General features: G+C 71.1%; 26 protein-coding genes and 1 riboswitch. Of the genes, 12 read left to right on the forward strand and 14 right to left on the reverse strand.

The genetic code is table 11. The features are described from left to right. The first annotated feature begins 67 nt into the window (after nt 1-67). On the forward strand, nt 68-1,462 hold the full coding sequence (locus tag BFF78_RS23300; RefSeq protein WP_069780169.1) for a M1 family metallopeptidase: 1,395 nt from the start codon (nt 68-70) through the stop codon (nt 1,460-1,462). A 52-nt stretch (nt 1,463-1,514) separates the two neighbouring features. Here BFF78_RS23300 and BFF78_RS49530 read toward each other — a convergent pair whose 3' ends face one another. From BFF78_RS49530 to BFF78_RS23315, 3 genes are all read right to left on the reverse strand, one after another. Further along, nucleotides 1,515-1,988: a hypothetical protein gene (locus BFF78_RS49530; RefSeq protein ID WP_069780170.1), complete on the reverse strand. Its 474-nt coding sequence runs from the start codon at nt 1,986-1,988 to the stop codon at nt 1,515-1,517. Nucleotides 1,989-1,995: 7 nt separating this feature from the next. Beyond that, nucleotides 1,996-2,952, reverse strand: a complete 957-nt coding sequence (locus tag BFF78_RS23310) for a bifunctional GNAT family N-acetyltransferase/NUDIX hydrolase (RefSeq protein WP_069780171.1) — start codon at nt 2,950-2,952, stop codon at nt 1,996-1,998. Nucleotides 2,953-3,141: 189 nt separating this feature from the next. Further along, nucleotides 3,142-3,717: a TerD family protein gene (locus tag BFF78_RS23315; protein WP_069780172.1), complete on the reverse strand. Its 576-nt coding sequence runs from the start codon at nt 3,715-3,717 to the stop codon at nt 3,142-3,144. Between the two features lie 197 nt (nt 3,718-3,914). Here BFF78_RS23315 and arfB point away from each other — a divergent pair, with 197 nt between their 5' ends. Together arfB and BFF78_RS23325 are read left to right on the forward strand one after the other, a co-directional pair. Further along, nucleotides 3,915-4,352, forward strand: a complete 438-nt coding sequence (gene arfB / locus BFF78_RS23320) for an alternative ribosome rescue aminoacyl-tRNA hydrolase ArfB (RefSeq protein WP_069780173.1) — start codon at nt 3,915-3,917, stop codon at nt 4,350-4,352. 301 nt (nt 4,353-4,653) lie between these two features. Next, the gene (locus BFF78_RS23325) at nt 4,654-5,511 is read left to right on the forward strand and encodes a sigma-70 family RNA polymerase sigma factor (RefSeq protein WP_069780174.1); all 858 of its coding nucleotides are present in this window, start codon (nt 4,654-4,656) and stop codon (nt 5,509-5,511) included. A gap of 82 nt (nt 5,512-5,593) precedes the next feature. On the opposite strand, the gene BFF78_RS23330 is transcribed toward BFF78_RS23325, so the two are convergent. Together BFF78_RS23330 and BFF78_RS23335 are read right to left on the reverse strand one after the other, a co-directional pair. Beyond that, nucleotides 5,594-6,052: a GNAT family N-acetyltransferase gene (locus BFF78_RS23330; RefSeq protein WP_069780175.1), complete on the reverse strand. Its 459-nt coding sequence runs from the start codon at nt 6,050-6,052 to the stop codon at nt 5,594-5,596. Nucleotides 6,053-6,120: 68 nt separating this feature from the next. After that, nucleotides 6,121-6,693 (reverse strand): flavin reductase family protein, encoded by a 573-nt coding sequence (locus BFF78_RS23335; RefSeq protein ID WP_079161437.1) that lies wholly within the window; start codon nt 6,691-6,693, stop codon nt 6,121-6,123. A gap of 400 nt (nt 6,694-7,093) precedes the next feature. Between BFF78_RS23335 and cdgB the strand changes: the two genes are divergently transcribed. After that, a complete protein-coding gene (gene cdgB / locus BFF78_RS23340) occupies nt 7,094-8,749 on the forward strand; it encodes a diguanylate cyclase CdgB (RefSeq protein WP_069780177.1) in 1,656 nt (551 codons plus the stop codon). 116 nt (nt 8,750-8,865) lie between these two features. Beyond that, nucleotides 8,866-9,786 (forward strand): carbohydrate-binding protein, encoded by a 921-nt coding sequence (locus BFF78_RS23345; RefSeq protein WP_069780178.1) that lies wholly within the window; start codon nt 8,866-8,868, stop codon nt 9,784-9,786. A 58-nt stretch (nt 9,787-9,844) separates the two neighbouring features. On the opposite strand, the gene BFF78_RS23350 is transcribed toward BFF78_RS23345, so the two are convergent. The 3 genes from BFF78_RS23350 to BFF78_RS23360 all read right to left on the reverse strand — a co-directional run bounded on the left by BFF78_RS23350 (nt 9,845) and on the right by BFF78_RS23360 (nt 13,010). Then, entirely contained in the window at nt 9,845-10,774 is a 930-nt protein-coding gene (locus BFF78_RS23350; protein ID WP_069780179.1) for a 1-phosphofructokinase family hexose kinase, read from the reverse strand. Between the two features lie 134 nt (nt 10,775-10,908). Continuing rightward, entirely contained in the window at nt 10,909-12,054 is a 1,146-nt protein-coding gene (gene nagA, locus BFF78_RS23355) for an N-acetylglucosamine-6-phosphate deacetylase (RefSeq protein WP_069780180.1), read from the reverse strand. Further along, the gene (locus tag BFF78_RS23360) at nt 12,054-13,010 is read right to left on the reverse strand and encodes an ROK family protein (protein WP_193433676.1); all 957 of its coding nucleotides are present in this window, start codon (nt 13,008-13,010) and stop codon (nt 12,054-12,056) included. Before BFF78_RS23360 ends, nagA begins: the two co-directional genes overlap by 1 nt. Nucleotides 13,011-13,122: 112 nt before the next feature. On the opposite strand from BFF78_RS23360, the gene BFF78_RS23365 reads away from it, so the two are divergent. The 3 genes from BFF78_RS23365 (at nt 13,123) to otsB (ending at nt 15,574) form a co-directional block, all read left to right on the forward strand. After that, nucleotides 13,123-14,412 (forward strand): extracellular solute-binding protein, encoded by a 1,290-nt coding sequence (locus tag BFF78_RS23365; RefSeq protein ID WP_472573266.1) that lies wholly within the window; start codon nt 13,123-13,125, stop codon nt 14,410-14,412. 35 nt (nt 14,413-14,447) lie between these two features. After that, the gene (locus BFF78_RS23370) at nt 14,448-14,672 is read left to right on the forward strand and encodes a DUF3263 domain-containing protein (RefSeq protein ID WP_069780183.1); all 225 of its coding nucleotides are present in this window, start codon (nt 14,448-14,450) and stop codon (nt 14,670-14,672) included. Nucleotides 14,673-14,740: 68 nt separating this feature from the next. Next, nucleotides 14,741-15,574 (forward strand): trehalose-phosphatase, encoded by an 834-nt coding sequence (otsB, locus tag BFF78_RS23375; protein ID WP_069780184.1) that lies wholly within the window; start codon nt 14,741-14,743, stop codon nt 15,572-15,574. On the opposite strand, the gene BFF78_RS23380 is transcribed toward otsB, so the two are convergent. Next, nucleotides 15,562-17,013 (reverse strand): alpha,alpha-trehalose-phosphate synthase (UDP-forming), encoded by a 1,452-nt coding sequence (locus BFF78_RS23380; protein WP_099054917.1) that lies wholly within the window; start codon nt 17,011-17,013, stop codon nt 15,562-15,564. The genes otsB and BFF78_RS23380 overlap by 13 nt on opposite strands. A gap of 73 nt (nt 17,014-17,086) precedes the next feature. Continuing rightward, nucleotides 17,087-18,031: a glucosyl-3-phosphoglycerate synthase gene (locus BFF78_RS23385; RefSeq protein WP_069780185.1), complete on the reverse strand. Its 945-nt coding sequence runs from the start codon at nt 18,029-18,031 to the stop codon at nt 17,087-17,089. Nucleotides 18,032-18,191: 160 nt separating this feature from the next. After that, nucleotides 18,192-18,332, forward strand: a riboswitch (SAM riboswitch). Between the two features lie 18 nt (nt 18,333-18,350). On the opposite strand from BFF78_RS23385, the gene thrC reads away from it, so the two are divergent. The 4 genes from thrC (at nt 18,351) to groL (ending at nt 22,509) form a co-directional block, all read left to right on the forward strand. Next, nucleotides 18,351-19,634: a threonine synthase gene (thrC, locus tag BFF78_RS23390; protein ID WP_069780186.1), complete on the forward strand. Its 1,284-nt coding sequence runs from the start codon at nt 18,351-18,353 to the stop codon at nt 19,632-19,634. After that, the gene (locus BFF78_RS23395) at nt 19,631-19,906 is read left to right on the forward strand and encodes a MoaD/ThiS family protein (protein WP_069780187.1); all 276 of its coding nucleotides are present in this window, start codon (nt 19,631-19,633) and stop codon (nt 19,904-19,906) included. Before thrC ends, BFF78_RS23395 begins: the two co-directional genes overlap by 4 nt. A gap of 432 nt (nt 19,907-20,338) precedes the next feature. Next, nucleotides 20,339-20,545 (forward strand): cold-shock protein, encoded by a 207-nt coding sequence (locus BFF78_RS23400; protein WP_019057200.1) that lies wholly within the window; start codon nt 20,339-20,341, stop codon nt 20,543-20,545. Nucleotides 20,546-20,886: 341 nt separating this feature from the next. Further along, nucleotides 20,887-22,509: a chaperonin GroEL gene (gene groL / locus BFF78_RS23405; protein WP_069780188.1), complete on the forward strand. Its 1,623-nt coding sequence runs from the start codon at nt 20,887-20,889 to the stop codon at nt 22,507-22,509. 91 nt (nt 22,510-22,600) lie between these two features. On the opposite strand, the gene BFF78_RS23410 is transcribed toward groL, so the two are convergent. The 4 genes from BFF78_RS23410 to BFF78_RS23425 form a co-directional block, all read right to left on the reverse strand. Beyond that, the gene (locus BFF78_RS23410; protein ID WP_227025916.1) at nt 22,601-23,281 is read right to left on the reverse strand and encodes a Uma2 family endonuclease; all 681 of its coding nucleotides are present in this window, start codon (nt 23,279-23,281) and stop codon (nt 22,601-22,603) included. A 59-nt stretch (nt 23,282-23,340) separates the two neighbouring features. Continuing rightward, a complete protein-coding gene (locus BFF78_RS23415; RefSeq protein WP_069780189.1) occupies nt 23,341-24,165 on the reverse strand; it encodes a hypothetical protein in 825 nt (274 codons plus the stop codon). Between the two features lie 317 nt (nt 24,166-24,482). Beyond that, nucleotides 24,483-25,127, reverse strand: coding sequence for a hypothetical protein (locus BFF78_RS46320; RefSeq protein ID WP_069780190.1), 645 nt, complete (start codon nt 25,125-25,127; stop codon nt 24,483-24,485). Next, a complete protein-coding gene (locus BFF78_RS23425) occupies nt 25,117-25,632 on the reverse strand; it encodes a SigE family RNA polymerase sigma factor (protein WP_069780191.1) in 516 nt (171 codons plus the stop codon). Before BFF78_RS23425 ends, BFF78_RS46320 begins: the two co-directional genes overlap by 11 nt. Nucleotides 25,633-25,663: the final 31 nt, after the last annotated feature.

Here is a 25,663-nt window from a genome sequence, read left to right on the forward strand (position 1 = left end):
GTGTCACGCCTGAGCAGCGGCTCCGGCCCCGCGGATCACGTGAACCCCGGCACTTAAGATCACTGACATGTCCAGATCCGTGCGCCTTGTCCCGCCCGCCGCGGTCCTGCTCGCCCTCGCCCTCATCACCCCCGCGTGCGGCGGCGGTGTGCACGGCACCCCGGGCGGCTCCGGCGTACGCGACCCGTACTTCCCGAAGGCCGGCAACGGCGGCTACGACGTCGGGCACTACGACCTCACCCTGGACTACACCCCCGCCGGCCGCCGTCTCACCGGCACGGCCGTCATCACCGCCCGCGCCACCCAGGACCTGTCCGCCTTCGACCTCGACCTCGCCGGACTGCACGTGGACTCGGTCACCGTCGAGGGCAAGGACGCGCGCTTCGAACGGGCCGGCCAGGAACTCACCGTCCGCCCGCACGACGACCTGAGCAAGGGCGAGACCTTCCGCACCACCGTCCGCTACTCGGGCACCCCGCGCACCCTCACCGACCCCGACGGCTCCGAGGAGGGCTGGCTGCCCACCTCCGACGGCGCCCTCGGCCTCGGCGAACCGGTCGGCTCGATGGCCTGGTTCCCCGGTAACGACCATCCCTCCGACAAGGCGTCCTACGACCTCGCCGTCACCGTCCCCGAGGGTCTCCAGGCCGTCTCCAACGGCGAGTTGACGGGCCAGTCCACCAAGGGGGGCCGGACGACCTACCACTGGCACACCGCCCAGCCCATGGCGAGCTACGTCGCCACGCTCGCCATCGGCCACTTCGCGATCACCCGCAGCACCGGCCCGCACGGACTGCCGATCCTGACCGCCGTGGACCCCACCCAGGCGAAGGCGAGCAAGGACGTGCTCGCGCAGCTCCCCAGGATCATCGGCTGGGAGGAGTACAACTTCGGCTCCTACCCCTTCTCCTCCACCGGGGCGATCATCGCCGGCCCGGGTGCCGCCGACTACGCCCTGGAGACCCAGAACCGGCCCGTCGTCCCCGCCGACCACCTGGAGACCAGCACGCTCGTGCACGAACTCGCCCACCAGTGGTACGGCGACTCGGTCACCCCGAAGTCCTGGCAGGACATGTGGCTCAACGAGGGCTTCGCCACCTACGCGGAGTGGCTGTACCAGGAGGACCACGGCGGCAAGAGCGCCCAGCAGACCTTCATGGACCTCTACAACGGCGACGACGACGCCATCTGGGCCTACCCGCCCGCGAAACCGTCGAACGCCGCCCACATCTCCGACACCCCCGTCTACCAGCGCGGCGCGATGATCCTGCAGAAGATCCGGCAGAAGGCCGGCGACGACACGTTCTACGCCATCATCCAGGGCTGGGCCGCCGACCACCGCCACGGCAGCGCGAGCACCGCCGACTTCACCGCGTACGTGGAGCACAAGGCCCCGCACAAGGACTTCACAGAGATATGGAAGGACTGGCTGTACGGGGACGGCAAGCCGGCCCATCCGTGACACCGCGCGGCGCCCCGGCTCCCGGCCCGGACTCCGCGCTCGGACTCCGCGCTCAGACTCCCCGCTCCAGCGCCGCCCGCATCGCCGCCCGGGCCGCCCACACGGCCTGCGCGTGCCGGAGCCGGTGCTCCTGGAACTCCGGTGTGTCCAGCGCCGGATCGCCCGAGGCGAACACCTCCAGCAGCTCCCGCAGGGAGGCGTACACGTCCTCCACGACGGCCGTCATCTCCTGCGGGGCGCGGATCAGCACGACCTCCCGGGCCTCGTCACAGCCCGAGGCACGGAACGCCTCCCGCACGGCGGCAGCGCGTTCCGCCGCGGGAGCCTCACGGTGCCGGGTCGCGGCCGTGTGCATGTCCTCGTAGGCCAGCCGGTACCTGGTCAGGCAGGTGACGTAGAGGTCCCGGCGCTCGCGCCGGTCCCGCTCGCCCGTCTCGCGCCGCCAGCGGACCCGGTCGGCGAGCAGCGTCGAGCCGACCCCGACGACGGCGCCGAGTGCCGTCCCGGCCAGTGTCGTCCAGTCCACCGCCCGCTCAGCCCTTCCAGGCGTCCAGCAGTCCCGCGAGCCCCGGCGGCCACAGCAGCCCGGGTGCCTCGGCCAGCTCCTGCCGCGTCCACCAGCGCCAGGTGAGGATGCCGTCGGCGGTGTGCGCGGCGGCGAGCCGGGGGCCGGCCGGGTCCCGGTGCGGGCCTCGGGTGACATAGACGTGCTCGTGCTGGCGGACCGGAACGCCGGTGTGCGTGAAGTCGTGTTCCCAGGTGCACAGCAGCGGGCCCGGCTCCAGGTCGGTCCACCCGGTCTCCTCGGCCAGCTCCCGCAGGGCGCCCTCGCGCGGGGACTCACCGGCCTCCAGGCCACCGCCGGGCAGGGCCCAGTGGACGCCGGCCTCGACATTGTCGTACCGGAACAGGAACACCGCGCCGTCCGGGTCCACGACGGCGATCCGGGCCGCCTTCCTCGGTGTGCGCGACACCTCGCCGATCACCTTGCGCAGCACGGCGCAGGGGCGGCCGTGGGCTCGGTCGGGGCGGTGGTCGATCACCTCGTAGCCGAGGGCGGTCCAGAAGGCCAGGGCCTTGGGGTTGTTCTCCAGGACCGCGAGCCGTACGGCGCTGCGGCGGCCCCGGGCGCGGAAGCGGTTCTCGACGAGTTCCGCGAGGGTACGGCCGTAGCCCTTGCCGTGCTCCTGCGCGTTCACCATCAGCAGCCCGATCCACGGGTCGGGGTCGACGGGCTGGGGGTGATGGGCGAGCGTGCCCGCGAGTCCGACGAGGCGTCCCTCCTCGGTGCGGGCGAGCAGCACCTCGGCGCCCGGCACGGACAAGTCCTCGGCCAGTGTGGCCGCGACCTGCTCGGGACGTATGTCGTCCGGGTCGGGGAAGTCGCCGGTGAGCCGGTGGAACTCGCCGTTGGATGCGTAGAGCGCGGTGAGTTCGGCCAGCAGCGGGGCCGGTATGTCCTCGCCGGGGGAGAGGGGCTCGAGAATCACGGGGGCAAGCTATCCCCGAGGAGCCGTGGCCCACCTCCGGTTTTCCGCACGTCTTTTCCGCACGCCGGGAATCACGCGAGCCCGCGCCCGGAAACCGGAGGCTTCCACCGGCCGGCGCCGCGCTCATCGCGGCGCCGGGCGGGCGCTGCCGCCCTCCTGGAGAGCGGCCGGAGCCCGGCGCAGCGACCGTCAGACGTTCACACCGAAGTCCTGGGCGATGCCGACCAGGCCCGAGGCGTAACCCTGGCCCACCGCGCGGAACTTCCACTCCGCGCCGTTGCGGTACAGCTCGCCGAAGACCATGGCCGTCTCGGTGGCGGCGTCCTCGGAGAGGTCGTAGCGGGCGATCTCGGCGCCGCCGGCCTGGTTGACGATGCGGATGTAGGCGTTGCGGACCTGGCCGAAGTTCTGGCCGCGGTTCTCGGCGTCGTAGATGGAGACGGGGAAGACGACCTTGTCGATGTCGGCCGGGAGCGCGGCCAGGTTGACGTTGATCGCCTCGTCGTCGCCCTCGCCCTGGCCGGTGCGGTTGTCGCCGGTGTGGACGATGGTGTTGTCCGGGGTCTGCTTGTTGTTGAAGAAGACGAAGTGCGCGTCCGAGTAGACCTTGCCCTGGGCGTTGACCGCGATGGCGGAGGCGTCCAGGTCGAAGTCCGTGCCGGTGGTGGTGCGGACGTCCCAGCCGAGGCCCACGGTGACGGCGGTCAGGCCCGGAGCCTCCTTGGTGAGCGAGACGTTGCCACCCTTGGACAGGCTTACAGCCATGTTGGGAGTCCTTTCCTTGGACTATGTCTTGGACTACGTGTGGTGCAGTGCCGTTGAAGCTACCGTCACCACGAAGAACGTCGAGGGGGGTCCCGGTGGTTCCGGCTCCCTTTACCTTTTTTACCGAGCACTTTTTTCACCGAGCGCGCGGTCCGGGTCCGGAAATCCAGGTGACGTGAACCGGCAGGACCGGGAACATGGAGCACATGTCCGGTCCTTACGTCATCCGTGGCTCCGTCTCGCTCCCCGAGGCCGAGCTGATGTGGCGTTTCTCCAGGTCGTCCGGGCCCGGCGGACAGCACGTCAACACCAGTGACTCGGCCGTGGAGCTGCGCTTCGACCTCGCCCGCACCGAGGCGCTGCCTTCGGTGTGGAAGGAGCGGGCGCTCCAGCGGCTCGCGGGCCGGCTCGTCGACGGAGTGGTGGTGGTACGGGCCTCGGAGCACCGCTCCCAGTGGCGCAACCGCGAGGCCGCCGCCGTACGCCTCGCCTCCCTCCTCGCGGAGGCCAGCGCACCCCCGCCGAGGCCGCGCCGGCCGACCCGGATCCCGCGCGGCATCAACGAACGCCGCCTCCGGGAGAAGAAGCAGCGCGCCGATACCAAGCGGGGCCGCTCGGGCCGCGACTGGACGTGACCGGACGGGCGGGACACCGCCGCGGTAGCCACGGCCCGCCCTGCCGGCGGCGCCCCCCGTTCGCCGGTGAGGCTGTCACGCGTGAGCCTGGCGCCAGCCGCACTGCCCGTGACGCCGGCACATCCGCTGCCCGCGGCTCTGCTCGTGCGGTCGGCACATCTGCTGCCTGCGGCTCTGCTCGTGCGGTCGGCACATCCGCTGCCGGCCGTTCTCCCGATGGCGGTGTCACATCTGGTGCCCGACGTTCGTCAGTGAGGCAGTGGACCAGCGATGGCGGACGACGGAAAGGCCGGCACCCCCGATGAGCGACGACGAGCAGCACCGTGACGACGACCTTCTCGCCGAGCGGTTCGAGGCCTACCGGGGGCATCTGCGGGCCGTCGCCTTCCGGATGCTGGGCTCGGCCGCGGAGGCCGAGGACGCGGTGCAGGAGGCGTGGTTCCGGCTGAGCCGGTCCGACACCCGCGAGGTGGGCAACCTCGGGGGCTGGCTGACGACCGTCGTCGGCCGGGTCTGCCTCGACATGCTCCGCTCCCGCCGCTCCAGGGGCGAGCAGCCGCTGGACACCTGGCAGCCGGGACCCTCCGCGGAACCGGACCCCGTCCAGGACGCCGTGCTCGCGGACTCGGTCGGGGTGGCGCTGCTGGTCGTCCTCGACACGCTCTCGCCGGCCGAGCGGCTGGCGTTCGTGCTGCACGATTTGTTCGGGGTGCCGTTCGAGGAGGTCGGCGGCGTCCTCGGGCGCAGTCCGGCCGCCGCGCGGCAGCTGGCCAGCCGGGCGCGGCGCCGGGTGCGGGGTGCGGATGCGCCGGAGGCCGACCTGGTACGGCAGCGGGAGGTGGTCGACGCCTTTCTGTCGGCGGCGCGGGACGGTGACTTCGACGGGCTGCTGGCGGTGCTCGATCCGGACGTCGTGGCGCGGAGCGAGGCGGGTCTGACCGCCGGTGCGGTGCGGGTCGCCTCCGGTGCGAAGAGCTTCGCGCATCTCGCGCGCGTGGCGCGTCCCGCGCTGGTCGACGGGGCGACGGGCCTGGTGGTGTACGCCGACGGCCGCCTGGAGCGCGCCCTGACGTTCACCTTCGTCGCCGACCGCATCACGACCATCGACATCGTGACCAACCCGGCCGACCTGTCGGTTCTGGCCATCGAGCCCGCGTAGACCCGGTGGTGGGCCTGGGGCCGGCCTCCCCGTCAACTCCGGGGCATTCCAGCAGGGTTGGCTTCAGGCATCCCGCGGCTCGTCACAACTCCAGCACCCCGACCGTCTGTCCCCCGCTCGTCTCCCCGTTCTTGCGGAACCCCAGCCGCAGATAGAACTCCTCGGGGCCGTCCGGACCGGGATGCCAGGTCACGTACATCTCCTTGCCTTCCCTGCGGCGGATCAGGTCGGCGACGGAGTCGACGGCATAGCGGCCGTACCCGCGTCCCTGCGCGTCCGCCGCGATGTTCAGGCGCCACAGGCCCGAGCGGCGCACGCTGCCGTCGCCGTGCCAGTCGATGCCGAGGAAGGCCATCAGGAAGCCCACCGGGCGGCCGTCGTCGACGATCAGGCGGGGCCAGGCGACGCCGGCGGGGTGGACGTACGCCTCGGCCAGGGACTTCACGACCGGCTCGACCGCGTGTTCCTGGTCGGGGCGGATCCGGATGCCGATCGCGGCGTCGACGTTCGCGGGCGTGACTTCTTCCAGGTGAGGGGTCATCCGCGCACCCTAGGCACACCGCCCGCGCGGCTGCGACGCAATATCCGGCGCACCGCCGGTACCCGGGCTCAGCCCAACTGCCGGTAGCGGCCCCGGAAGTACAGCAGCGGACCGCCCTCCGCGCTGGGGACGCGCGCGGTGAGGACGCGGCCGATGACGAGGGTGTGGTCGCCGGCCGTCACCCGCTGCTCGGTGCGGCACTCCAGGGTGGCCAGCGCACCGCCCACCAGCGGGGCGCCGGTGGCCTCGCCGCGGACGTAGGGGATGTCCTCGAAGAGCAGGCGGTCGCTGATCCGGCCCTTCATCGCGAAGCGGCCCGCGATGTGCCGCTGGCTCTCGGTGAGCACCGACACCCCCCACAGGGGCTGTTCGTCGAGCAGGTCGTCCATGCGGGCGCCCTCGCGCAGGCTGACCAGGACCAGCGGAGGGTCGAGGGAGACCGACATGAAGGCGGTGGCGGTCATGCCGACGTCCTCCCCGCCCGGCGCGCCGGGGTCGTCCGGGTCCAGCGGCGGCTCCTGCGCCGTCACCAGGACGACCCCGGCGGCCAGTCGGGACATCGCGGCCCGGAACTCCTCGTTGCTCACCCCCTCAGCATGCCCGGAAGCTGCTGTGGCGGTGGGTGAGGGAGTCTTCAGCACGCCGGAAACGCTAATCTCCGCTCTGCGCGAGCCGCATCGGCCCTTGGCCCGAGCCGGGTCCTAGGACCAGCGAAGGAGGGACGGCGACGGAGGGACGGTGAAGGCGGGCGGCGACGGGAGGTACGGCGAAAGAGAGGAGCGCAGAGAACGTGCATATATGCGCACTCTCGCAAAGCTTGCGTTCAGTAAACGCGCAGGGCAAACGCAGAAACTCCACTCAATTGTTCACGTTCTCCTGTGACTTGAGTCACAAGGGGCAGGAATTGTTGACCCTGTGTACCGAGTGGGCAGCGCGCTGTGATTCAGTGGCGGGGAACTGAAACAGCACCCTAAGAGGCACCCAAGAGAAGCGCCGGAAGACAACCCTTGATTCGCTCGAGGTCTCGGGGGGAGGGCGAGCATGGAGACCGAGTCGGAGCCATATGTCCGTCTTGCGTCTTTGCGGCAGCTGCACCAGGTCATGGCCGACATGAACACGGCACGCAGTCTGGCGGACACACTGCAGACCGTGGCCGACGGCGCCACACACGCCCTCGGGTACGAGATGGCGTGCGTGAACCTCGTACGCCCCGACGGCGATCTCGTCGTCGCCGCGTTCTCCGGGAACTCCGCCGCCGAGGCCCTGATCACCGGCCGGGTCGGCTCCCGTGAGTCCTGGGACCGGCGGCTGAACATGGGCGAGCGCTGGGGCGACCTGGTCTTCATACCGCACACCGAGGGCTGGGTCCTCGACGACGACGACGTACCCCAGTGGTTCACGGACGGGCCCGAGCCCCGCTTCGAGGACGAGTGGCACCCCTCCGACCGCCTCTTCGCCCCCATGTACACGCCGGGCGTGCAGGGCGGCTCCTGCGGCGAGCTGCTCGGGGTCATCTCCGTCGACCGCCCGCGCAACGGCCGCCGGCCCGGCGCCTGGGGCCGCGAGGCCCTGCAGATGTACGCCTTCCAGGCCGCCATCGCGATCAGCAACGCCCGGCTGCGGGCCAACATGCAGCGCGCCCTGGTCCGCCTGGAGCGCGAGCAGCAGGCCCTGCGCGCGAGTGAGGAAAGCTTCAGGCAGGCCTTCGAGTACGCACCCTCCGGCATGGCCATCGCCGAGATGGGCGGCGACCAGCACGGCCGCATCCTGCGCACCAACGACGCCCTGTGCCGCCTGCTCGGCCGCCCCGCCTCCGCGATGCGCCGCTACTCCTTCTCCGACCTCGTCCACCCCGAGGACATCGGCACCCTGCTGCGCACCTCGGCGGAGGGCGGCCGGGCGGAACTCCGCCTGGGCCGCCGCGACGGCACCTACGTCTGGGTGTCCCTGCGCAACTCCGTCGTCGCCGACGCCGCCGACGGACCCCGCTTCCTCCTCACCCACGTCGAGGACATAGAGGAACGCAAGCGCCGCGAGCTGCAGCTCGCCCACCGCGCCTCCCACGACTCCCTCACCGGCCTGCCGAACTCCGCCGAGCTGCGCTCACGCCTCGCGGCCCGGCTGTGCCGGCGCCCGGCCCAGGCCGGCGAGCTGGAGTCCCTGGACGCGGCCTACGGCCACCCCGCCTTCGACGCCCCCGCGGGCCACGGCTTCGACTTCCGGCCGGGCACGGAGGGCTACGACACCTTCGACCACCACGTCCACACGGTCGCTCCCGAGGACGGCCGCGACGACGGCACCAAGGGCCTCGCGGTGCTCTTCTGCGACCTCGACGGCTTCAAGTCGATCAACGACCGCTTCGGCCACAACGCGGGCGACGCGGTGCTCATCGAGGTGGCCCACAGGCTCACCCGCGGGGTCCGCGACGGCGACACGGTCGCCCGGCTCGGCGGCGACGAGTTCGTGATCCTCGCCGACGGCCTCGGCAAGGCCGACGCCCAGGACCTCGCCGTACGGCTGCGCAACGAGATCATCCAGCCGATCCGGGCCGAGGGCCGGGCCGTCCGGGTGGGCGCGAGCTTCGGTATCGGGTGGGCACACTGCGGCATGACTGCGGACGAAGTGTTGAAGTCTGCCGACGAGCGGATGTACGTAGAGAAACGATCTCGTCCCAAACAGCATCGACGCGCCGGGTGAAGCCCAGGTCAGCGAGCTGGTGCGCTCCGAGTCACCCGTTTGGGCCAGCCAGAGCGGGTAGGCTCGCCTTTCCAGACCTGTACCGCACCCACCGCACCCGCTGAGGAGACCTAGGGATGACGCCCGGCGAAAACGGCCCGAGCACGCCCGAGGACGACGACCCGTTCGGCTATCTGTACGCCGACGGCCAGGCCAGAGGCGCCCAGCCGCCGTCCGGCGGTTACGGCTACCCGAACTCGGTCAGCAGGGTGCGGACGGTCGGTGAGCGGCAGTACGGCCAGCCGCAGCCGCAGTACGGCGTCCCGCAGCAGCAGGGCGCCTACGGCCACCAGCCGAACGCCCACTACCAGGCCCCGGAGACCCTCCCCGGCGGCGCCCCGACCACCCGCCAGTCGCCCCTGCCCGCGCCCGCCCGCCGCGGCCCCAACACCAAGGGCCTGCTGATCGGCGCGATCGCGGTGGTCGCCGCGGTCGTCATAGGCATCGGCGTCTCGATGCTCACCGGCAACGACGACAAGAAAACCGGCAACCAGGCGGGCAACACGCCGAGTCAGTCCCAGAGCCACGCCCCGAGCCCGTCTGCGAGCAACTCGGCGGCGAGCGGCTCGATGCAGTCCGACGCCTCGGCCCTCCAGCCGGCCGGCGGCGCGGCGAAGGCCTCGGACGTCAAGGGCGCGAACTCCTCCGACGGCAGTTATGTGACGGGGCTGAACACGCCCGGCGCCTCCGTCACCTGGACGGTCAACGCCCCGTCGGACGGCCCGTACACCCTGTTCGTGTACTACAGCGCGACCGGCGGCGATCAGTCGATGACGGTCGCCGTCAACGGCACCCCGTTCGGCAGCAAGCTGGGCATGAAGAACTGGCGGCAGGCAAAGGACGGCGACTTCGCCAACGGCTGGACCAGGTCGTATGTGTGGCCGGACCTGAAGCAGGGTGCCAACACGATCTCCATCTCCTGCGGTGCCGGCGACCAGTGCAACGCCCTGATCAGCAAAGTCAAGCTGAAGCCGGGTCACGTCACCAACGACAGTTAGACCCGGTACGGCCGGAAGGAGCTCGGCCATACGAATTGACCGGCGCACGAAAGGATGATCAGGCGGCGCTGACTTTCCCGGTCACCGAAATGCGCCCCAGCAGTTCCTCGTAGGCAGTCCGGTCGAACTCACCCGCCACCGGAGCCGCCACCGTCGCCGCCGACAAGGCGGCCGCCCGGGTCAGTCGGTCCGGCCACGTCAGGCCCTCCACCAAGCCCGACAGCAGGCCCGCCACCGCTGAATCGCCCGCGCCCGTCGGGTTGCCGTGGACGCGGGTGGGTGGGGTGGCGCGCCAGTGGCCCTCCGGAGTGACGGCCAGCAGGCCCTGTGCGCCGAGGGAGGCCACCACCGACTGTGCCCCACGCCGTCGCGCGTCCTGGGTGGCGCGCAACGGCTCGTGGGAGCCGGTCAGTTCGGCCAGCTCGTCGGCGTTCGGTTTGATGAGGTCGGGGCGGGCGGCGACCCCGCGGCGCAGGGGTTCGCCGCTGGTGTCCAGCAACACGAAAACGCCGTGGGCGCGGGCGGCCCGGACCAGGTTCGCGTACGCGCCGACCGGGACACCCGGCGGCAGGCTGCCGCACAGGGCCACCGCCGAGGCGGACGGCAGCAGTTCCTCGTAGCGGTCGAGGAAGGCTCCCCACTCGGTCGGCGCTATCTGCGGGCCCGGCTCGTTCAACTGGGTGGTGTCACCCGAGAGTTCGTCGACGATCGCGATCGTGCGCCGGTTCGCCCCCGCGACCGGGACCAGTGCCTCCGTCAGCAGGGGCACGTCGGCGAGCCGGTCGCGTATCGCCCGCCCGGTCCCGCCGCCCGCGAACCCCGTGACCGTCACCTCGTGCCCGAGCGCCGCCAGCACCCGGCCGACGTTCACGCCCTTGCCGCCGGGCCGCTCGATGACCTCCGAGACCCGGTGCGAGGTGTGCGGCCGTAGCGACCGCACGCGATAGGTGAGGTCGAGAGCGGTGTTCAGCGTGACCGTGAGGATCACCCCGGCCGACCTCCCTCGAAGTCCCTCGCGCCCGTCATCGCGCCTGTCATCGGTTTCCGGGCCCCGATCATGCCAAAGAGACGGCGGCCGGCCCAGTCACGAGTCGGCCGCCGTCCGGGAAAAAGACGGGCAGATCAGGCCAGTTGGGGCGGGATCACCACCCACGCGCCCCGTCGCATCACGCCCTTGAGGCCGAAGTCCGCGTCCAGGAGGACGAGGTCGGCGTCCTTGCCCGGTTCCAGGGAGCCGATGCGGTCGGACAGGCCGAGGAGGCGGGCCGGGGTGGCGGACAGGGCCGTCACCGTGTCCTCGACCGACAGCTTGTCGATGGTCACCGCCCGCTTGAACGCCCGGTCCAGGGTGAGCGTCGAGCCCGCGATCGAGCCGCCCTCCACCAGCCGGGCCACCCCCTCGCTGACCTCGACCTCCAGCGGGCCGAGCATGTAACGGCCGTCGCCGGTGCCGGCCGCGTCCATCGCGTCCGTGATGAAGGCGACACGGGAGGCGCCCGCGCGGTGGAAGGCCAGCTCCAGCGCGGCCGGGTGCAGATGCGTGCCGTCGTTGATCAGCTCGACCGTGACCCGCTCGTCCTCCAGCAGGGCGGCGATCGGGCCGGGTGCGCGGTGGTTCAGCGCCGGCATCGCGTTGAACAGGTGGGTGGCGACCGTGGCACCCGCGTCGATGGCCTCGACCGTCTGCTCGTACGTGGCGTCCGTGTGGCCGATCGCCGCGATCACCCCGTGCTCGGCGAGCAGTCGTACGGAGTCGATGCCGCCCGGCAGCTCCGCCGCGAGCGTGACCATCTTCGCCTTGCCGCGCGCCGCGTCGATCAGCTTGCGCACCTCGGCCGGGTCCGGGTCGCGCAGCAGCTCCTCGGAGTGCGCGCCCTTGCGGCACGGCGAGATGAACGGCCCCTCGAAGTGGATGCCGGCGATCTCCCCCTGTTCGGCCAGCTCGCTCAGCAGCCCGGCCTGCCGGACCAGCAGGTCCATCTCGTCGGTCACCGTGGAGGCCACCAGGGTGGTGGTGCCGAGGCGGCGGTGGGTGTGGACGGCCGTGAGGATGTCCTCGGCGCTGCCGGAGAAGGAGGCACCGCCGCCGCCGTGGTTGTGGATGTCCACGAACCCCGGCACCAGCCAGTGGCCGGTCACGTCGATCACCTCGGCGTCCCCGGATGCGGCGGCCGCGATCTTCGTACCCTCGACGACCACACGCCCGTCGTCCAGCACCCCCGTGGGCAGTACCACCCGAGCACCTGCGAGAACCAAGCTGGGAGCCATCAGGCAGTTACCTCCGAGGGGTCGGTGGGGTCGAGGTCGGTGGAGTCGAGCAGATCGCGGGCCAGCAGGCCCGCGCCCAGGCAGCCCGCCGTGTCGCCCAGGGCGGCCGGCACGATGGCCGGCAGTTTCTGGAAGGTGACCCGCCGCCGGACGGCGTCCCGCAGCGGCTGGAACAACACTTCCCCCGCCTCGGCGAGACCGCCACCGATGATCAGGGTGCGCGGGTCCAGCAGGGTGAGCGCGGTGACCAGGCCGTCGGCGAGGGCGTCGACCGCCTCCTGCCAGACCCGGACGGCGTTCGGGTCGCCGGACGCGACGGCCTCGGCGCAGTCGGCGGCGTCCGCGTCGGGGTCCTGCGAGGCCGCCGCCCAGGCCTCGCTGACCGCGGACGCGGAGGCGTACCGCTCCAGGCAGCCGTGCTGCCCGCAGGGGCAGGGGGTCCCGCCGGGCCGTACGACCACATGGCCGATCTCGCCGGCGAAGCCGTGCGCGCCCGCCTCCACCCGGCCGTCGATGCCGATGGCGCCCGCGATCCCGGTGCCGAGCGGTACGAACAGGAACCGGTCGGCGCCCTTGCCCGCGCCGATGCGGCCCTCGGCGAGGCCGCCGGTGCGCACGTCGTGGCCGAGGGCGACGGGGATGCCGAGCCGCCGTGCGAGCAGCGCGCGCAGCGGTACGTCCCGCCAGCCGAGGTTGGCCGCGTAGGAGGCGATGCCCCGCTCCTCGTCGACGATGCCGGGGACCGCGATGCCGGCAGCGGCGGCGGCCTCGCCGTAGCGCTCGGCGCCGTACGCGTGCAGCTCGGCGGCGAAGCCGAGGATCGTCTCGACGACCGCGTCCGGTCCGCGCTCGCGTCCGGTGGCGCGGCGGGCGCGGTGAAGCAGCTCGCCGCCGTCGCCGACGAGCGCGGCCTTCATCCCGGTACCGCCCACGTCCAGGGCGATGACATGTCTCACCACGGCACCTAGTGTGGCCCGGCCACCCGCGAGAGGTCTAGTCCACTCGCGTGGTGTAGACCTTATGGGTCCACATATTGAACGGTCAGACAACAGGGTTGGGGCTTTGACGGTGCGTCGGCGTACGGCAGGAACGATCGCGGTGGTGTCCGCACTGGGCATGACGGCGGTCCTCGGCGGCTGCGGGAGTACGGGCTCCTCCGACGTCACGTTGAGACTGGTCGCCGCCGACTACGGCGACTCCGCCGCCAACAGCTCCAAGAAGTACTGGGACGCCCTGGTCAAGGACTACGAGTCGAAGCACCCCGGGGTGAAGATCGACGTCAGCGTGTACTCCTGGAACGACGTCGACGCCAAGGTCAAGGACATGGTCGCCGCCGGCCACGCCCCCGACCTGGCCCAGATAGGTGCCTACGCCGACTACGCGGCCGCCGGAAAGCTCTACCCGGCCTCGGACCTGCTCTCCATACGCACCCAGGCCGACTTCCTCTCCCAGCTCTCCGAGGCCGGGCAGTGGAACCACACGCAGTACGGCATTCCCTTCGGCGCCTCCACGCGCGTGCTCTTCTACAACAAGACCCTGTTCGCCAAGGCCGGGATCACCCCGCCCACCACCTGGGACGAGCTGGCCTCCGACGCCAAGGCGCTCAAGGACAAGGGCGTGGAGTACCCCTTCGCGCTGCCGCTCGGGCCCGAGGAGGCCCAGGCCGAGACCATGCAGTGGCTGCTCAGCGGCGCCACCGGCGACAACGATGCCAACGGCTACACCGACGACATCGGCACCTACACCATCGACTCCGCGCAGAACGTCGAGACCTTCACCTGGCTCAGGGACGACCTGGTCGGCAAGGGCCTGACCGGGCCGGTCGCGCCCGGCAAGCTCAATCGCGCGGACGCCTTCTCCGCCTTCGCCGCCGGCCAGGTCGGCATGCTCAACGGGCACCCGACGCTGATCCAGCAGGCCGGGCAGAAGGGCGTGAAGTTCGGCATGGTGCCGATGCCCGGCCGCAACGGCAGGGCCAGGGCCTCGATGGGTGTCGCCGACTGGATGATGGCCTTCAAGCAGAACGGGCACCGCGACCAGATCGGCGACTTCCTCAACTTCGTCTACAGCGAGAAGAACGTCCTCGACTTCTCCCGCGAGTACGGCCTGCTGCCGGTCACCGGCTCCGCCTCGACCGTGATGAGCGACTCGGGCGCCGCCCCCGACAAGGCCCTGCACCCCTTCCTCGACCAGCTGCCCACCTCCGAGCTCTACCCCGTCGGCAAGACCTCGTGGGCGTCGGTCAGCGCGGCCGTGAAGCAGAACATAGGCCAGGCCGTCGCCCCCGGCGGCAGCCCCGCCACCGTGCTGTCCCGCCTCCAGGCGGCGGCGAGCGCGGCCGACAGCAGCAAGAGCTGAGCCGCCTGTCAGCGCCCGCCGCTACGGTGGCTTCCATGGAACTCGGCTCCCGCGAACAGGCCATCCTCGCCCTGGAGCGCCGCGGCTTTTCCGGCCCCGGCGCCAAGGAACGAGCGATACGCGAGGAACTGGGCCTGTCCCCGGTCCGCTACTACCAGCTGCTGAACGCACTGCTGGACGACGAGCGGGCCCTCGCCCTGGACCCGGTGACGGTGAACCGCCTGCGGAGGGTGCGGGACGTGCGGCGGACGGAGCGCTGAGCCGGCGAACGGGGTCCAGGGGCGGAGCCTCAGGAGTGAGTTCGGCCGACCCTGGATAGTGTCGCTGTATGCATCCTCTGCCGACCCCAGCCACTCAGCCCGGCCGGGACGGACTCGCCGCGCTCCTCGCCAAGCCGAGCGCGGCGACTGTCGGTCTGGACTTCGACGGCACGCTGGCCCCCATCGTCGCCGACCCCGAGCAGGCCCGCGCCCACCCCGAGGCCGTGCCCGCACTCGCCGCCCTCGCCCCCAAGGTGGCCTCCGTAGCCGTGATCACCGGCCGCCCCGCCGCCGTAGCGGTCCGCTACGGCGGCTTCGACGGCGTCCTCGGCCTGGAGCACCTCACCGTCCTCGGCCACTACGGCGCCGAACGCTGGGACGCGGCCACCGGCGCCGTCACCGCCCCCGCACCCCACCCCGGCGTGGCGGCCGTCCGCGCCGAGCTGCCGGGCGTGCTGGAGCGCGCCGGCGCCCGGCGCGGCACATGGATCGAGGAGAAGGGCCGGGCGGTCGCGGTGCACACCCGCCGCGCCGACGACCCGCAGGCCGCCCTCGAGGCGCTGCGCGGCCCCCTCACCGACCTCGCCACCCGGCACGGCCTGGTCGTGGAACCCGGCCGCATGGTCCTGGAACTGCGCCCGCCGGGCATGGACAAGGGCATGGCGCTCGCCCGCCACGTCCGCACGACGGGCGCCGAGGCGGTCCTCTACGCCGGCGACGACCTCGGCGACCTGCCCGCCTTCGCCGCCGTCGAGGAACTCCGCTCCGAAGGCGTCTTCGGCCTCCTGGTCTGCAGCGGCAGCACGGAGGTCACGGAACTGGCGGAGCGCGCGGACATGGTGGTCGACGGCCCCGCCGGTGTCGTACACCTCCTGCGGGCGCTGGCCGCTCAGCTGGACTGAAGCTCCCGGAGCGCGCGCAGCTGCTCCAGGAACCACTGGGCGGGCGGCAGCGCGGTGGCGGCCGCGGCGAGCCTCTTCGACCGCTCCGCCCGCTCCCCGTCCGGCATGCTCAGCGCCTCGTGCAGGGCCCGCGCGGTCTCCAGCACGTCGTAGGGGTTCACCACGAACGCGTCGGCGCGCAGCTCCTCGTACGCCCCCGCCTCCCGGGACAGCACCAGCGCACAGCCCTGGTCGGAGACGACCGGGATCTCCTTGGCGACCAGGTTCATGCCGTCCCGGATGGGGTTGACCAGGGCCACGTCGGCGAGCCGGTACGCGGCCAGGGAACGCGCGAAGTCGTCCTTGACGTGCAGTACGACCGGGGTCCAACCGGCCGTTCCATACCGGGAGTTGATCTCCTCGGCCACCCGCTGCACCGCGGCCGTGTAGTCCCGGTACACGGCGAGGTCCTGCCGTGACGGATACGCGAACGCGACATGCACCACCCGCTCACGCCACTCGGGGCGGTCCTGAAGCAGCTGCCGGTACGCCAGCAGCCCGCGCACGATGTTCTTGGACAGCTCGGTGCGGTCGACACGGACGACGGTCCTGCGCCCCTCGCCGATCTCCGCCCGCAGTGCCGCCATCCGCTCCTCGACGTCCGGCTCGTGCGAGCGGGCCCGCAGGAAGTCGCCGTCCGCGCCGAGGCCGTGCACCCCGATCGCCGTACCCGCGAGGCTCCCGGGACCCAGTACCGCCGCACAGCACGCCGTGAACGCGTCCGCCCACCGCCGGGTCAGGAACGCCACCCGGTCCGCCCCGAGCATGCCCGTCATCAGCTGCTCGCGGATGTCGTCAGGGAGCAGCCCGAAGTACTCCGGCGGCGCCCACGGGGTGTGCGAGAAGTGCCCGATCCGCAGGTCGGGGCGGAGCGCCCGAAGCATCCCGGGCACCAGGCACAGGTGGTAGTCCTGCACCAGCACCGCCGCCCCCTCGGCCGCCTCCTCGGCCAGCGCCTCGGCGAACGCCCGGTTGTAGGCCTCGTACGACGCCCACTGCCGCCGGAACTCCGCGTCGAAGACCGGCTCCAGCGGGGTCTGGTAGAGCATGTGGTGGACGAACCAGAGCACGGAGTTGGCGATGCCGTTGTAGGCGTCGGCGTGCACCGCCGCGTCGATGTCGAGCATCCGCACCCGCTGCCCGCCGGTGTCCCCTTCCGGCAGCAGCCCGCCGTCCGCACGCCGTACGGCCTCCCGGTCGCCGTCGCCGAGCGCCGCGCACACCCATACGGCGTGGGCGTCCGACCCGATCGCCGACAGCCCCGAGACCAGCCCGCCGCCGCCCCGCCTGGCGCGCAGCGAGCCCGCCCCCTCGTCCTCGTCCACCGTGTACGAAACCGGGCCGCGGTTGGACGCGACCAGCACCCGAGCCTTCTCGGCAGCACCCTGCGTGGAAGCCATGGTCCTCAACCTAGCCCAGCCCGGAAACGCTCAAACGTACGGCTGTGTCCGGCGCGCGGCCGTATACGGCCGTTCACGCCACCTTGCGCTCGGCGTACTCCGCGATCTCCAGCATCGGCGGCCGTTCCTCGGTGTCCACCGAGTACGTGCGCGGCTCGAAGCCGTCCCCGCCGCGCTCGAACTGGGTCAGCGAGGGGCGGATCAGATGCCCGCGGGCCAGCCGGAGCTGGGCCGTGCGGTAGATGGCGGCAGCCATCCGGCCGAGCGCCTGCCCGTCCTGGTGCCGGTGCTTGCGCACGCCCACGTCCACCTGCGCCAGCGCGTCCAGTCCCACCAGGTGCAGGGCGTCCACCAGCATGCCCAGCTCCACGCCGTAGCCGACGGGGAAGGGAAGCTGTTCCAGCAGGCTGCGCCGGGCCGCGTACTCGCCGCCGAGCGGCTGGACGAAACCGGCCAGCTGCGGCCAGTGCATGTTCAGCAGCGGGCGGGCCATCAGCTCGGTGACCCGGCCGCCCTGCCCGGCGGACCCGGCGAGCGGACGGTCGTACATCGCCTTGACCAGGTCCACGTCCGGCTCGGTGAGCAGCGGGCCGACGATCCCGGAGACGAAGTCGGAGGAGAACTCCCTCAGGTCCGCGTCGATGAAACAGACGATGTTCCCGCTGGTGACCAGGAGCGAGCGCCACAGCACCTCACCCTTTCCGGGGACGGCCGGAATGCGGGGCAGGATCTCGTCCCGGTGAACGACCCGGGCGCCCGCCGCGGCGGCGACCTCGGAGGTGCGGTCGGTGGAGCCGGAGTCGACGACGACGATCTCGTCCACGAGCGGGACCTGTTCCACGAGGTCGTGACGGATGACCGCGACGATGTCGCCGACCGTCTCCTCCTCGTTGAGCGCGGGCAGCACGACGCTGATCGTCTGGCCCGTGCGCTGCTTGGCGCACAGGATCCGGTGGAGCGGGTGATCGGCCACGGACCAGGAGCGGGTGGCCAGCCAGCGCTCGACTTCTTCCAGCACGGTCTGCGGCTCCTCACTGTTCGTGATCGCACGGGCGGCACCGTGTGATCCATCTCGCGGTTCGGACGACTATCTCAACTGTCCTGGCCTTCGGTTACAGTCTTGAACAACGCGGGTGACCATCGCATGTCCGGGGTCGCCCACGCCCACAACCGAATACCGCTCATCCAGAGGGGCAGAGGGACACGGCCCGATGAAGCCCCGGCAACCCTCCAGCCGGTTCTCGTTCTCCGCGAGGCTCCTGGCTAGGGAAGGTGCCAAATCCGTCTCACGGCGAGATGCGTCGTGAGGAAGATGAGGAGAAAGGGCCTCGCCTCACATGGCTGTGCAGACAGTTGCAAGCACCAGCGACTCCACCGTAGACCTCGGTCCCGCCGCCGCCCTGAGCTGTCGCGAGTGCGGCCACCGCGTCCCGCTCGGCCCGGTCTTCGCCTGCGAGGAGTGTTTCGGCCCGCTGGAGATCGCCTACGACTTCTCCGCCTACGACACCGAAGAGCTGCGCCGCCGCATCGAGGCCGGCCCGGCGAACATCTGGCGCTACGCCCCGCTGCTGCCCGTCCCGGCCGACGTGGCCGGCAAGCCGAACCTGAACCCCGGCTGGACCGAGCTCGTCAAGGCCGACAACCTCGCCCGTGAACTCGGCGTCACCGGCGGCCTGTTCGTGAAGGACGACTCCGGCAACCCGACGCACTCCTTCAAGGACCGCGTGGTCGCCCAGGCCCTGGAGGCCGCCCGCGCCTTCGGCTTCACCACGCTCTCCTGCTCCTCCACCGGCAACCTCGCCGGTGCCGTCGGCGCCGCCGCGGCCCGCGCCGGCTTCCGCTCCTGCGTGTTCATCCCGCACGACCTGGAGCAGGGCAAGGTCGTCATGGCCGCGGTCTACGGCGGCGAGCTCGTCGGCATCGAGGGCAACTACGACGACGTGAACCGCTTCTGCTCCGAGCTGATCGGCGACCCGGCCGGCGAGGGCTGGGGCTTCGTCAACGTCAACCTGCGGCCCTACTACGCGGAGGGCTCCAAGACCCTGGCGTACGAGATCTGCGAGCAGCTCGGCTGGCGGCTGCCGGACCAGATCGTGGTGCCGATCGCCTCCGGCTCACAGCTCACGAAGATCGACAAGGGTCTGCAGGAGCTGATCAGGCTGGGGCTCGTCGAGGACAGGCCGTACAAGATCTTCGGTGCCCAGGCCGAGGGCTGCTCGCCGGTGTCCGCCGCCTTCAAGGCGGGCCATGACGTGGTCCGGCCGCAGAAGCCGAACACCATCGCCAAGTCCCTCGCCATCGGCAACCCGGCCGACGGGCCGTACGTCCTGGACATCGCCCGCCGCACCGGCGGCGCCGTGGAGGACGTGACGGACGGGGAAGTCGTCGACGCCATCAAGCTGCTGGCCCGCACCGAGGGCATCTTCGCGGAGACGGCGGGCGGTGTGACGGTCGGCGTCACCCGCAAGCTGGTCAAGGACGGCGTCCTGGACCCGACGAAGACCACGGTGGTCCTCAACACCGGTGATGGGCTCAAGACCCTCGACGCGGTGGCCGGCACCGGCCTCAGCGCCACCATCCGCCCGACCCTGGACTCCTTCCGAGAGGCTGGCCTCGCATGAGCGTGACCGTTCGCATCCCGACCATCCTGCGCACCTACACGGGCGGGCAGGCCGAAGTGGCCGCCGAAGGCGGCACCCTCGCCGAGGTCATCGCCGACCTGGAGAAGAACCACACCGGTATCGCCGCCCGCGTCCTGGACGACCAGGGCAAGCTGCGCCGGTTCGTGAACGTCTACGTCAACGACGACGACGTCCGCTTCGAGCAGGGCCTTGAGACCGCCACCCCGGATGGTGCCGGTGTCTCCATCATTCCGGCGGTCGCCGGCGGCTGATCGTTACCTTGGGTAACTTCGGTTACGCATTGTTCATTGAATTGCCCCCTCCGTGAGAGAAGCGGAGGGGGCAATTCTGCGTGATTGAGCGCGGTACAGTTGGGGCACTTGGTCGCGGTCTTCGGGTCGCGAGCCCTGGATTCATGCCGCACACCCGACAAGAAGTAGCCAAAGTACGCGGGTTATATGCGGCTTTTGTGGCCTTTGCGGGGTCCGACATGCCCGGAATTCGGGCGAATTCTCCGCACATTCCGGACCGTTCCCGTCCAGAATTCTCGTCCGATTGACCTGTTGCAGACGGCAGTTGGACAGATACATTCAGCCGCGGTCGACGCGTTCCGGCGCACGCCCCCGACCGATTTGGGGGGTGAGGTCTGACCCGGATCCGCGAAGTGTGGATCTGTGCAAGGGCCAGTAATAGGGGAGTTAGGCATGGCTCAGGGCACCGTCAAGTGGTTCAACGCGGAGAAGGGGTACGGCTTCATCGCGGTCGACGGTGGTGCGGATGTTTTCGTCCACTACAGCGCGATCCAGATGGACGGTTACCGCACCCTGGAAGAGGGGCAGCGGGTCGACTTCGAGATCTCGCAGGGTCAGAAGGGCCCGCAGGCGGACATGGTCCGGCTGGCGACCAGCTGAAGCACGCGTCGGCTGACAGCGACGTTCTTCTGTTTCATCTTCGAAGGGCCCGCACCTCCCGGGGTGCGGGCCCTTCGTCATGCCCGGCGCCCCCGTTCGCGCGCACCCCTGTTCGCGCACGGCCGAGCGCGCCCTCCGGCACCCCCGAGGCGCTTGCACTCGCGGGTGCCGAGTGCTAATCATTGCGTTAGCACTCTGAAGGTGAGAGTGACAAAGAAGGACCGGGTCGGTGAGGTCCGGCGGCCACGTGGGGCAAGGAACCACGAGGCCGGCGAACCGTCCGTCGCGGGCGCGGGCGCGGTCCGAAGGAATCACCCCCAGTCCTGGAGGGACCACTTCACATGGCCAAGATCATCGCGTTCGACGAGGAGGCGCGGCGCGGCCTCGAGCGCGGCATGAACCAGCTCGCGGACGCCGTGAAGGTGACGCTCGGCCCCAAGGGTCGCAACGTCGTCCTCGAGAAGAAGTGGGGCGCCCCCACGATCACCAACGATGGTGTCTCCATCGCCAAGGAGATCGAGCTCGAGGACCCGTACGAGAAGATCGGCGCCGAGCTGGTCAAGGAAGTCGCCAAGAAGACGGACGACGTCGCCGGTGACGGTACGACCACCGCGACCGTGCTCGCCCAGGCCCTGGTCAAGGAGGGCCTGCGCAACGTAGCCGCCGGCGCCAACCCGATGGCTCTCAAGCGCGGTATCGAGAAGGCCGTCGAGGCCGTCTCCGCCGCCCTGCTGGAGCAGGCGAAGGACGTCGAGACCAAGGAGCAGATCGCCTCCACCGCGTCCATCTCCGCCGCCGACACCCAGATCGGCGAGCTGATCGCCGAGGCCATGGACAAGGTCGGCAAGGAAGGTGTCATCACCGTCGAGGAGAGCAACACCTTCGGTCTGGAGCTCGAGCTCACCGAGGGCATGCGCTTCGACAAGGGCTACATCTCCGCCTACTTCGCGACCGACATGGAGCGCATGGAGTCGGTGCTCGAGGACCCGTACATCCTCATCGCCAACTCCAAGATCTCCTCGGTCAAGGACCTGCTCCCGCTGCTGGAGAAGGTCATGCAGTCCGGCAAGCCGCTGCTGATCATCGCCGAGGACGTCGAGGGCGAGGCCCTGTCGACCCTGGTCGTCAACAAGATCCGCGGCACCTTCAAGTCCGTCGCCGTCAAGGCCCCGGGCTTCGGTGACCGCCGCAAGGCCATGCTCGGCGACATCGCCATCCTCACGGGCGGCGAGGTCATCTCCGAGGAGGTCGGCCTCAAGCTGGAGAACGCGACCCTGGACCTCCTGGGCCGCGCCCGCAAGGTCGTCATCACCAAGGACGAGACCACCATCGTCGACGGTGCCGGCTCCTCGGAGCAGGTCGGCGGTCGCGTGAACCAGATCCGCGCCGAGATCGAGAACAGCGACTCGGACTACGACCGCGAGAAGCTGCAGGAGCGCCTGGCGAAGCTCGCCGGCGGTGTCGCGGTCATCAAGGCCGGTGCCGCCACCGAGGTGGAGCTCAAGGAGCGCAAGCACCGCATCGAGGACGCCGTCCGCAACGCCAAGGCGGCCGTCGAGGAGGGCATCGTCGCCGGTGGTGGCGTGGCCCTGCTGCAGGCCTCCTCGGTCTTCGAGAAGCTGGACCTGTCGGGTGACGAGGCGACCGGCGCCAACGCCGTGCGCATCGCGCTGGAGGCCCCGCTGAAGCAGATCGCCGTCAACGGTGGTCTCGAGGGTGGCGTCGTCGTGGAGAAGGTGCGCAACCTGGCCGTCGGCCACGGTCTGAACGCCGCCACGGGCGAATACGTCGACATGATCGCCGAGGGCATCATCGACCCGGCGAAGGTGACCCGTTCCGCCCTGCAGAACGCCGCCTCCATCGCCGCGCTGTTCCTCACCACCGAGGCCGTCATCGCCGACAAGCCGGAGAAGGCCGCCGCGCCGGCCGGCGGCGGCATGCCGGGCGGTGACATGGACTTCTGATCGACCTGAGGGTTGATCGCCTGTCCTTCGAACCGAGGGCGGCGCCCCCAGCTTCCGGCTGGGGGTGCCGCCCTCGGGCGTTTCACGAGCCTCAGTCGGCGTAGTCCTTGAGCTTCTCGGTGTCGAGGGTGATGCTCACCGGAGGCGGCAGTTCGACGGTCGCCCCCCAGCGGCGGGTGGAGCACTGGAGGTAACGCCCGTCCTTCGGTTCGCTGTACACGCTGACCGTGCTGCTGTCGCGGTCGATGAGCAGATAGACGGGGATCCCGGCCGCCGCGTAACCCACGGGCTTGTCGATGCGGTCGCGCTGGTCGGTGTCGCGGTCGTGGGAGGTGATCTCCACGGCCATGAGGGCGCCGTCGGTGTCGGACCAGTTGCCGTGGCCCCTGAAGTGGTCCACCGGAGCGAGGAAGCCATCCGTGATGGCGCGGCCCTTGCGGTAGGCCTCGGCCTTGACGCCCCTCTCGGGCGCGAGGTCCAGGTCAGGCCGTTGCTGCATGCACTGGCGCAGCAGCCACATGAAGATCGACGTGTGGCTGCCGTCCGGCATGGCCTTGACTACTACCTTTCCGTTGACGTACTCAAGCCGCACGGTTTCGGGGGCGGCTGCGGCCAGTTCCTCGAACTCCTCCACGTCGAGCGGCCCGTGCCGGATGCACAGCCTTCCGCCCAGGAACTCGAGCCGGTTCCGCAGCTCCCTCGGAGCCCTGCGGACGAGTTCCTCGAAGTCCTCGACGGACATCTGCGGGCGTTCTTCGGTGTCAGGGGTCATGGCGTCGCCTCCTCCCCTCCATCGTGCCCCTGAGTGGTCATGTCGGACCGTGGAAGCCGTCATACGTGTGCCCTTTCTCGTCGTTTGAGGGACATCGCAGCGCGGATCTCGGCTGCGTGGACTTGGACCGCCGAAGCGGGCAGGGGCGCATTGGAGTGCGTCGGCGCGCGTTCGCCCCGGCAACCGCCGCACACACCCCCCGGCAGTGCGTCCGGCCGCCCCGGCACCCCGCACTCCGCGCACTCCAGCACCCGGCGCGGCGGGCGCGGGACCGGTTCCGGGGGGATCTTGTCGACCAGGCGGCGGCGGACCAGGGCGGCCGGGTGGTGGACCGGCGTGGGCAGGCCCTCGGTCAGCGCGCGGAGCACGGACTCGTCGGTGGCGCCGCGCGCGAACCACCCCTCCACCAGCGGGGCGAGCGCCGCGCAGTCGGCGGCGGAGAGGGACAGGACCGGGGCCGTACGGCCCAGGGCGGCGAGGAGGATGTGGGCCCGGGAGCGGGTGGGACGGGCCCGCTCGTCCGGTGGCTGTCCCGGTTCCGGTACGTCGCCGCGCGTGAAGGCCGCCCACCAGGCGTCGTCGCGTGCGGTACGGGACCACCACGATCGGGTGATCCAGCGCGAGCCGCCGTCCGCCGTCTCCAGCCGCTCCCTTCCGCGCCGTAAGTGCCCTGCCGCCTGGATGCGGTTGAGGGCCGTACGCAGCGCGCACTGGCCGTACGGGAGGTGTTTGGCCAGCGTTTTCACCGAGATGTCGGCGCCTTCGGGAAGCCGGTCGACGTACGCGGCGATGGCCGCCTCGCGGGGCGGGAGGTGCGCGAAGTCGTGGTTCGTGCGGGGTCGTTGGCCCGATGCCGCGCGCTTGCCGTAACCCGGATTGGCCATCGGGTGGGGGGATGCGTGCGCGGACGGGGGAGGGCACTAAGCTTGGCTTCAGCCACGGGATCGGGTCCTTGCCGGTCTCGTAGGTCAAACCACGGGATCGGGTCCTTGCCGGTCTCGTGGGTCAAACCCCCGCAGGTGTTCCAGCACCTGGCGGGGGTTGTTCGTTATGCGGGCACGCTAGAGCCTTGTGACCGTCCGTGGCAAATCGGTTGCGTCCAGTCAACTCACGGGGTGGGAGGGCGGGTTGGGACCCTCCACCCATTCCCTGCAAAGAGCGCTCGGGGCTGGTGGCTTGAGCTTCGGGGCGCCGGATCGCGCTAGGCGCTCGGTGTGACCACCGACAGGGTGTCGCCCGGCTTCAGCCTGTTGTAGAGCCAGACGGCGTCCTTCGCGCCGAGGCCGATCCAGTCGCCGGCCCGGGCGGCGCAGGCGAGGGGGCCGACGTAGACGCTGGTCCGGTCGGTGCCGCGGAGTTCGATCAGGAACGGGACCGTCACCTTGCAGGCGTCCTTGGAGAGTTGCCCGACGACGTCCCGCGTGAGGTGGGGTTTCGCGGCGACGGTCAGCGGGCCGGTGGCGACACGGGCCGGAGAGCCCGAGGTGATGGGCATGATCCGGCCGCCGATGGCCAGGGTCTGCTTCTCGAAGTCCACCGTGCCGGCGACCGGGGTCGCGACAGGGGAGGAGGAGCTGGGGGTGGGGGTGGGGGTGGGGGTGGGGGACGGCAGGCGGGGAGCGGTGGCGGCCGGGGACTGGCGGTGGGCGGGGGTGCCGCCCGAGTTCAGCGTCGGGACGAAGACCGCGAGAGCGAGGGCCGCGGCGCCCGCACCGAGGGTGAGGGCCGTGCGGCGACGGCGGCCCCGGCGGGCGGCGCGGCGGCGGATCTCGGGGGCGGAGATGGCCGGCGGGGTCTCGTTGGCCGTGGCCAGATCGCGGAGCCCGGTGGTCAGTTCATCCGACACGGCCGCCCTCCTTCCGTACCGGCTCATCGGCCTCGTCCGTGCCCAGCTGCTTCGCCAGGGCGGCCCGGCCCCGGGACAGCCGGGCCTTGACCGTGCCCACGGGCGCGCCGGTCTCGGAGGCTACCTGCTCGACACTCAAGTCGCACAGATGGTGCAGGACGATCGCCAACCGCTGCGCCTGGGGCAATTGGCGCAACGCGGCCACCAGCGCGGCGTGTTCGGGACCCGGGCCCGGAGTGGACTCGGGTGGTGTGTGCCGTCGTACCAGTTCCAGCCAGCGCCTGGCGCGCCGCCAGCGGCTGACCGCCAGCCGTAGGGCGACCGTGCGGATCCAGGCCTCGGGGGCGCTGTCGGCCAGGAAGGACTTCCGCCGGTCCCAGGCGCGTACGAACGCCTCCTGTACCACGTCCTGAGCCTCGCCGTGGTCTCCGGTGAAGGCATAGAGCTGCCCGGTCAGGCGGGGGAACGCGGCCGCGTAGAAAGCGTCGAACTCGTCCTCGGTCATGCCCTCCGCCGGAGTCTGCGTGAGTTTCTCG

The organism is Streptomyces fodineus (assembly GCF_001735805.1).
In the GTDB taxonomy this organism is placed as follows: domain Bacteria; phylum Actinomycetota; class Actinomycetes; order Streptomycetales; family Streptomycetaceae; genus Streptomyces; species Streptomyces fodineus.

What these genes read in the sequence shown, in the direction of transcription:
- groL (WP_069780188.1), top strand. Translation starts at nt 20,887, where the DNA reads ATGGCCAAGATCATCGCGTTCGACGAGGAGGCGCGGCGCGGCCTCGAG.
- thrC (WP_069780186.1), top strand. Translation starts at nt 18,351, where the DNA reads ATGGCTGTGCAGACAGTTGCAAGCACCAGCGACTCCACCGTAGACCTC.
- BFF78_RS23410 (WP_227025916.1), bottom strand. Translation starts at nt 23,281, where the DNA reads ATGACCCCTGACACCGAAGAACGCCCGCAGATGTCCGTCGAGGACTTC.
- BFF78_RS23325 (WP_069780174.1), top strand. Translation starts at nt 4,654, where the DNA reads ATGAGCGACGACGAGCAGCACCGTGACGACGACCTTCTCGCCGAGCGG.
- BFF78_RS23300 (WP_069780169.1), top strand. Translation starts at nt 68, where the DNA reads ATGTCCAGATCCGTGCGCCTTGTCCCGCCCGCCGCGGTCCTGCTCGCC.
- cdgB (WP_069780177.1), top strand. Translation starts at nt 7,094, where the DNA reads ATGGAGACCGAGTCGGAGCCATATGTCCGTCTTGCGTCTTTGCGGCAG.
- BFF78_RS23415 (WP_069780189.1), bottom strand. Translation starts at nt 24,165, where the DNA reads ATGGCCAATCCGGGTTACGGCAAGCGCGCGGCATCGGGCCAACGACCC.
- BFF78_RS23330 (WP_069780175.1), bottom strand. Translation starts at nt 6,052, where the DNA reads ATGACCCCTCACCTGGAAGAAGTCACGCCCGCGAACGTCGACGCCGCG.
- arfB (WP_069780173.1), top strand. Translation starts at nt 3,915, where the DNA reads ATGGAGCACATGTCCGGTCCTTACGTCATCCGTGGCTCCGTCTCGCTC.
- BFF78_RS23380 (WP_099054917.1), bottom strand. Translation starts at nt 17,013, where the DNA reads ATGGCTTCCACGCAGGGTGCTGCCGAGAAGGCTCGGGTGCTGGTCGCG.
- BFF78_RS23400 (WP_019057200.1), top strand. Translation starts at nt 20,339, where the DNA reads ATGGCTCAGGGCACCGTCAAGTGGTTCAACGCGGAGAAGGGGTACGGC.
- nagA (WP_069780180.1), bottom strand. Translation starts at nt 12,054, where the DNA reads ATGGCTCCCAGCTTGGTTCTCGCAGGTGCTCGGGTGGTACTGCCCACG.
- otsB (WP_069780184.1), top strand. Translation starts at nt 14,741, where the DNA reads ATGCATCCTCTGCCGACCCCAGCCACTCAGCCCGGCCGGGACGGACTC.
- BFF78_RS23345 (WP_069780178.1), top strand. Translation starts at nt 8,866, where the DNA reads ATGACGCCCGGCGAAAACGGCCCGAGCACGCCCGAGGACGACGACCCG.
- BFF78_RS23395 (WP_069780187.1), top strand. Translation starts at nt 19,631, where the DNA reads ATGAGCGTGACCGTTCGCATCCCGACCATCCTGCGCACCTACACGGGC.
- BFF78_RS23425 (WP_069780191.1), bottom strand. Translation starts at nt 25,632, where the DNA reads ATGACCGAGGACGAGTTCGACGCTTTCTACGCGGCCGCGTTCCCCCGC.
- BFF78_RS23315 (WP_069780172.1), bottom strand. Translation starts at nt 3,717, where the DNA reads ATGGCTGTAAGCCTGTCCAAGGGTGGCAACGTCTCGCTCACCAAGGAG.
- BFF78_RS23370 (WP_069780183.1), top strand. Translation starts at nt 14,448, where the DNA reads ATGGAACTCGGCTCCCGCGAACAGGCCATCCTCGCCCTGGAGCGCCGC.